The organism is Microbulbifer discodermiae (assembly GCF_040742695.1).
Lineage (GTDB): Bacteria > Pseudomonadota > Gammaproteobacteria > Pseudomonadales > Cellvibrionaceae > Microbulbifer.
This window is the reverse complement of the sequence record NZ_JBFLAB010000094.1, coordinates 1-7531: the sequence shown is the minus strand read 5'-3', so window position 1 is coordinate 7531 and position 7531 is coordinate 1. Positions and strand designations below refer to the sequence as shown.

1 protein-coding gene is annotated in these 7531 nt (G+C 60.0%); it reads right to left on the bottom strand.

The annotated features are described in order from the left end of the window. A partial coding sequence (locus tag AB1S50_RS18445; RefSeq protein WP_367152656.1) for an amino acid adenylation domain-containing protein occupies positions 1-7531 on the bottom strand: 7531 nt, incomplete at both ends.

The following is a 7531-nucleotide window of genomic DNA, read 5'->3' as shown; positions in this document are numbered from 1 at the left end:
CAGGCGGTTGGCCCGGTGTGCAAGCTCGCCGTAGGTCAACTGTTCCCCGCCCGCTTCCGACACCAGCGCCAGGGCATCCTCCGACTCGGCCGCCCAGTGCTCGAAGGATGACAACAGGCTTTGGGACAGCGGATAAGGCGCGGAAAGACCACCCTGCTGTTTGAAGAAAGCCATGTCCGACTCGGAGAGGCACCCGAGACGTGAAATGCGACACTCAGGCGCCTCCACAACGGCGGCCAATAGCTGCTGATAGTGCCCGAGAAAACGCTCAATGGTTGAGGCGTCAAACAGATCCCGATCGTACTCCATGGCACCGACAATGCCCGCCTCTGTGCTTTCCAGGCTCAGGGTAAGGTCGAAACGGGACACCCGCGCAGCATCTTCCGACGGAGCCAGCTGCTCGATCTCAATATCAGCTAGGGAAACTGCAGCAGATGGTGTGTTTTGCAACACCAGCATCACCTGAAACAGGGGTGAATGGGCCCGACTGCGCACCGGGTTGATGGCCTCCACCAGCATCTCAAAGGGAATATCCTGGTGGGCGTAGGCCTGCAATGAGGCCTCCCGGCTCTGCACCAAAAGCTCATTGAAGCTCGGGTCCTTGTCCAGGCGGCTGCGCAGCACCAGGCTGTTGACAAAAAATCCAATCAGCCCTTCTGTCTCTTCACGCGTACGGTTGGCGATGGGCGTGCCGATGGCGACATCGTCCTGGCCGGCGTAGCGCCCCAACAGCACCGCAAAGGCCGATTGCAACGTCATAAACAGGGTGACGCCCCGGGCCTGACTCAGGGCCTGTAACTGTTGCGACAGGGCCGCCGGCAGCGCCACCGCTGCGAAGCCGCCGCGAAAGCGCTGCTCCGGCGGGCGCGGCCGGTCCGTGGGCAGGGTCAGCAGTGGCGGCAGATCCGCCAGGGCCTGGCGCCAGTAATCGAGCTGGCGCTCAAGCACTTCACCGCGCAACCACTGGCGCTGCCAGTGCGCGAAGTCGGCATACTGTACCGGCAGGGGCGCCAGGGGGTTGGCCTCGCCCGCGGCGAAAGCCTCGTAAAGAGCAATTAACTCGCGGAACACAATTCCCAGGGACCAGCCATCGGAGATGCTGTGGTGCATGGTCAGCAGCAGCGCGTAGGATGGCTCGCTGTCGTCCCCATTCTCGTCGCTGTCCAGATCCCCGTCCCGGCGCAACAGGCGCACCCGGCACAGGGCGTCGGCCGCCAGGTCAAAGGCGTAATGACGCTCGGCAGCGGCAATGCGCTGCAGTTCGGCCTCGCTTTCCACCGCTTCCACTGCAAGGGCCGGGCCTTCGGCGTCGATCACCTGCCAGGCCTCGTCGCCGTGCACCCGAAAGCAGGTGCGCAGACTCTCGTGACGTGCAAACAACGCCGCCAGGGCCTTCAGCAGTGCCGCCTCCTTGACCTGACCACAAATCTCAAGCGCCAGGGGCATGTTGTAGACATCGCTCGGCCCCGTGTACTGCCCCAAAAACCACAGACGCTGCTGGGCATAGGACAGGGGCGCCTCACGCCCCGGCTCCCGGGGCACTGGCACCAGGGGGGGGTGGGCCTCGGTCGCGCCGTGCTTTAAGGCTTGCTCCAGGGCCCGGGCCTGGGCCTTGAGGGTCTGGGATTCAAACAGACAGCGGATCGGCAGATCGACGCCGAAGGCGGCGCGGATGCGGGACACCAATTGCGTGGCCAGCAGCGAGTGACCACCCAGCTCGAAGAAGTTGTCCTCCCGCCCCACCGGGGGAACCTGCAGCAGGGCCTGCCAGAGGCTGGCCAGCAGGGATTCCGTCGTGCCTTGCGGCCCATTGGCGCCGCCTTGTGCCAGCGCGCCTTGACTCGGCACTGGCAGGGCCTGGCGGTCAAGTTTACCGCTGACGGTACGCGGGAAGCGGGGCAATACCTGGATGGCTGAAGGTTGCATATAGGCCGGCAGCTCCCTCTTGAGGGATTCTCGCACTTGCCTTTCCACACCAGCCGGGTCCGCCAGACCCTCCGCCACCCGCACATAGGCCAGCAGGCGGGGCTCTTCCCCTTCGGCCTCGTGCAACGCGGCGACAGCCTCCTGCACGGCCTCGTGACTGCGCAGGTGGTGTTCGATCTCTCCCAATTCGATGCGAAAGCCGCGCAGGTTGACCTGCCCATCCAGGCGCCCGATAAAGTCGAGGCTGCCGTCAGGGAGATAACGCACACGGTCGCCCGTGCAGTAGAGTCGCTCGCCCGGGGTGTCGCTGAACGGGTGGGGCACAAAGCGCTCTGCGGTCAAATCGCCGCGGCCCACATAGCCATGGGCGAGCCCCGTACCGGCGATGCACAACTCGCCCACCACACCCGGCGGTAAAAGCTCGCCTCGGGGGCCGAGCACATAGGCGCTGAGGTTGGCGATGGGCTGCCCGATCACCGAGCACTCCGGGGCCGCCGCCTCGGTAAAGGACCAGCGGCAGGCGCTCACGTCGGCGCCCACTTCGGTGGAACCGTATAGGTTCCATAGCTCGGCGCCGGGAAAGGCCTCTTCAAAGCCGCTCAGATCGCTGTGCCACAGGGCCTCGCCGGAGCTGGTGACCACCTTCAGTCCCGGCGCTGACAGACCGCTGGCCAGCAGGGTTTTGAGCAGTGAGGGCACCAGAGTGAGGTGGCTGATGTGCCAGTCCCGCAGCCACTGGCCGAGGCGCACCGGTGTCTGCAGGCTCTCCTCCTCCAGAATCACCAGCGGCCGGCCGCGGTGCAAGGCCTGAAAAATCTCCGCTACATGGTCGACAAAGCCGATGCGGGTTTTTTGGCAGAACACATCTGTGGCGGCTGCGGGCATGGTCTCGGCCTGCCAGCACAGACGGTTGAGCACTGCCCGGTGGCAGGCCATAACGCCCTTGGGCTGACCGGTGCTGCCGGAGGTGTAGATCAGATAGGCGCTGCGCTCGCCGTGGTCACTCACCCTGGGCACCGGCGGTGGTGTGCCGGGTAACCGGCCAAGTTCCTGTCGGATCTCCGGCCGGTCCAGACACAGGCAGGGCCGTTCTGTCCCGCCCAGGGCTTCAAGGTGCTCGCTGTCGCTGATCACCCAGGCGACCTGGCTGTCGTTCAGGATATAGGTCATGCGCGGGGCGGGGTTGGACGGCTCCAGGGGGACATAGACCGCCCCGGCTTTGAGGATGGCCACAGCGCTGATGATCAGTGAGGGGCCGCGGGGCAGGCATACCCCGACGGGAGTTTCCAGGCCCACACCGCGCGCCTGCAGGGCGTGCGCCAGGCGGTTGGCCCGGTGTGCAAGCTCGCCGTAGGTCAACTGTTCCCCGCCCGCTTCCGACACCAGCGCCAGGGCATCCTCCGACTCGGCCGCCCAGTGCTCGAAGGATGACAACAGGCTTTGGGACAGCGGATAAGGCGCGGAGGGAATGGGCCCGGGAACCAAAAGCGCTGTTCTCACATCTGCCGGCAGCCCGTGATCAAGCATCAGTGGGCCACTCGCGTGCGGGGATAGTTGATCCATCAAATAACGGATCGTTGATAGGAAATAATCGACAACAGGCGCCATCTGAATTCGCTCGTCGATCAGAAAATCCAACGAAAAGTGCTCACCAAAATCGTTGACGGCAAGGGAAAAGGGGTAGTTGGTGCGTTCGTGGGCGGCGAGAAACTCGAGGCCTTCAGACGCACCTGTCGAACGGGGTGCTTTGTCCGGCGCCGAATGCCGATAGTTGAGTAGCGCGGAAAAAACCGTGCTTCCGGCGGGCAGACCCGCAGCTTTCAAGGCCACAGCCAGGGCTTCGTATTCCACGCTGACCAATTGCTGAAGCTTCTCTTTGACCTCCAGAATCAGGCTTTCACCGCTGTGCCTGCCCAACCCTACTCTAAGCGGCAAGGTGTTGATGAACAGGCCCGGCATGCTCTCAGCCCCAAGGGTACCTTGCAACCGGCCCGACAGAACGGTGCCGAAGGTAACATCGTCGCGACCGCTGCAAAGGCCAATAAGCATGGCGTAGGCGCTATGAAAAATGACCGACGGACTCAGTTGTCGCGCGCGCGCTGTCTCGCGAATCCGCGCCGCAAGATCGTTGGGGAGTGCGCAGCTGTGTTCAAGGATACGACCGCCTTTGGCCTTGGCCAGAGTCAGACCAAAAAGCTCGGTATCGCCCTTGATGCCCGTCAGCATCGAGCGGAAAAATTCTTGCGCTCGCCCGGACTTCGCCAAATGTTGGACGTGAGCAATATACTGGCGGTAGGGAATCGCTTGGGGCAGCTTGTGCTGCTCGCCCGCTTCAAAGTGGGCGACCTCACGCACAATAATTTCGAGGCTGACGTGATCCAGCACCAGGTGGTGAAACTGGAAGATCACGTAGTGACTTGCGCTGCCGGCAAGTCTGCCCACCTGGAGGCGCAAGAGGGGTGCCTGTTCCAGCACCATGTGCTGTTTCTCAGGGTCCATGCGTGTATTCAGTTCGGCATCGATCTGCCCGGGCTGTAGATCAAAATACTCGACCGCGAGGCGCGCCCGGCGCAAGACTACCTGCAAAGGCTGCGAAAGCCCCTGCCAGACAAAGGCTGTACGCAGGATATCGTGACGGTCAATCACAAATTGCAGAGCCTTGATCAGCGCCGCCACCGGCCCGGCACCATCCACCTTATATAGGCTGTTAATGATAAAAGGGTCGCTCTGCTGCGACATCGTGTGCACAAACAGAATACCTTCCTGCAGTGGGCCCAGGGGATATATATCCTTGATATTGGCCACACCACCATCTACCTGGCTGACCGCCTGATCAATATCCTGCTGAGAGAGCACCACCAGGGACAGCATATCGGGTCGGATCTGCTGGGGATTTTCGGGAATACCGTTTTCAGGGGCGACAAAACGGTCCTGGTCGACCGCGCGGGCCGCATCGATGCCCTTGGCAAGCTCCGCCAAATTCTGCGCACGGAACAGCTGCTCGACAGACAGCTCAACGCCCCGCTCACGCAGTTGGGCGATCACCTGCATCACCATCAGCGAGTGGCCACCCAGCTGGAAAAAATTATCCTCGCATCCGACGGTCTCCACTCCCAGGACCCGCTGCCAAATATCACTCAGGAGGATTTCTGTTTCACTCTCAGGCGCGACATAGGCATGGCGGGACAGTGACGGCCCCGGGTTTGGCAGCATCGCATAATCCACTTTGCCGTTGGCCGTCAAAGGCAGTTTATCGAGCACCACATAATCGGTCGGCAGCATGTACGAAGCCAAGCGGGCACAGGCAAACTGCTGCACCTGTGCGATCAATTTCCCTTTCGTGTCTTCATCCTGGCATTGGGCATTGACTAAGTAGGCGATCAGGGATGGACTGCCTGCGTGGCGATCGCCCAGGGAGATGCAAATATTGTCCACCCCTGCATGTTCGCCGAGGACATTCTCAATTTCGCCCACTTCAATACGAAAACCGCGAATCTTAACCTGCTGATCCACCCGCCCGAGGTATTCCAACTGCCCCTCAAAACCCTCTCCCTGAGGAATTAACCTGGCCAAATCCCCGCTGCGATACAGGCGCTCGCCCGGCACATCGCTAAAGGGGTTGGGGATAAACTTTTCGGCGGTGAGTTTTGCCTGGTTTAAATAGCCCCGGGCCAGACCCGCCCCACCAATACACAACTCTCCCACCACACCCACAGGCACAAGCCCGGCGTGATTGAGAATATAAACCGAATTATTCGCCAGGGGGCGCCCGACAGGTGCGCTGCGATAACGCAAAATATCGGTATCCAGATCAAAGGTGGTAGCGAAGGTAGTGCATTCGGTGGGACCATAGCCGTTAATTAAACGCCGGGGTTTGTGAGCCAGCACCTGCTCGATGGCCTCTACCGAACAGGCTTCACCACCCATGATTAATTTATCGAGTGAAGCAAATGCGTGCTGGTTGGCCAGCCCGATACGATTAAACAGGGCCGTTGCAAGAAACGCGGTGGAAATTCCGTAGCGGACAAATGTTTCCTGCAGGCGGGCACCTTCCAGGGTCAGGTCGCGATCGACAATAACCAGCCTTGCCCCTGTCAACAGGCAAGTCCACAGCTCATAAGTAATGGCATCGAAAGCATAATTAGCCGTCTGTGCAACGATTTCCGAATCGTCTATGGCAATGGCGCTTTCACCACCGGCAAGGCTCAATACATTTTTCTGCTGCAGTAAAACGCCCTTGGGTTTTCCAGTACTGCCGGAGGTATAGTTAATGTAGGCGAGATTCGTGGGCAGACTTTTGTGCGCTGGCGGGGTGGCAAGGAAGGGCTCAAAAGAGGGCCTGTCGGTAATGTCCAATACTGGCACATAGGTCGCAAGCCCCTGTGCTTTTTCATGAGCTGCTTGCGCCAGCACGATGGCAATACCGCTATCTTTGAGAATATAAGCCAGACGCGCTGGTGGATCGTGAGGATCCAGGGGCACATAGCAGCCACCGAGTCGCAAAGTGGCCAGCATGCCGACCACCATGTGGACGCAGCGATCCATACACAGGCCCACCCGTGATTCCGGCCCAATACCTTGCGCGTGCAGTTGAGCACTCAGGTGACGGGCTCGCTGTTGCAGCTGGCCATAGCTGATTTGTTCCTCATGGTGAACCAGAGCGATGGCGTCGGGTCTGTATTCAGCCTGTCGCACGAACACAGTGTAAATGTCCTGGGCGTTAGGATATTGCGTTACAGGTGTCTGCAGCGCTTGCCAATGCTGTCGGTCCGCATCGCTTAACAAAGCACCGAGATCGATAGTCTTGTCGGCACGCGTTTCCAACTGCCTGAGAATATTGCCAACGTAGTGGCGGATGCGCTCACGAAAATGCTGACTGAATATTTGGATATCGGCATTAATATCAAGACCAAACGTTTCCCTGCTCTCGTCTTTAAAAACATCGAGCAAAAGCAGGTAGTTGGTTTCCGCCCACCCGCCGACTTTCAAGGGTGCGTCTGTCTGTTCCCCGGAAGTGGGTGAGAAACTATTGTCATCAATTTGCCTATCCTGCTCCTTTTCGGCGTAGTACACATGCCAGTTGGTGTAATTAAATAATGCTGCGGAAAAATCCAAATCGCTGTCGCGCTGAATTTCCGAAAGGGGGTAGTGGCGGTGGCCATGCTGTGCACGCAGTGTCTGATCGACCTGCAAAATATAAGCTTCCCAGCTAAGCCCGCTGATTTTTTTCTGTATTGGCAGAGCGTTGACAAAAACCCCCACCATTTTATCCCCGTCAGGTATTTCCGGACGTCCCTGGGTCGCCACCAGCCCCATCACTTCCTCAGAGCCATCGAGCAGTGACAGCAGTGCCAGATAGATGGCACACCAGACGCTCTTTTCCTGTACCCCAAGGCGGCGTGCCAGTTGGATTATATGGCGACTGGACGAAAGGGAGATATCGCACTGAATTACCTGACTCGGAGCTTTTTCGCGCCCGCTCCACCAGGGCAGGTGCGCGCCTTGCAAGGTGGACTGCCAGTACTGCTGCTGCTCCTTCGAGGCCAGGGCCTGCTGCTCAAGGGCGATAAAGCGATTGTACGAAGGCAAAGGCGTATAGACGGGC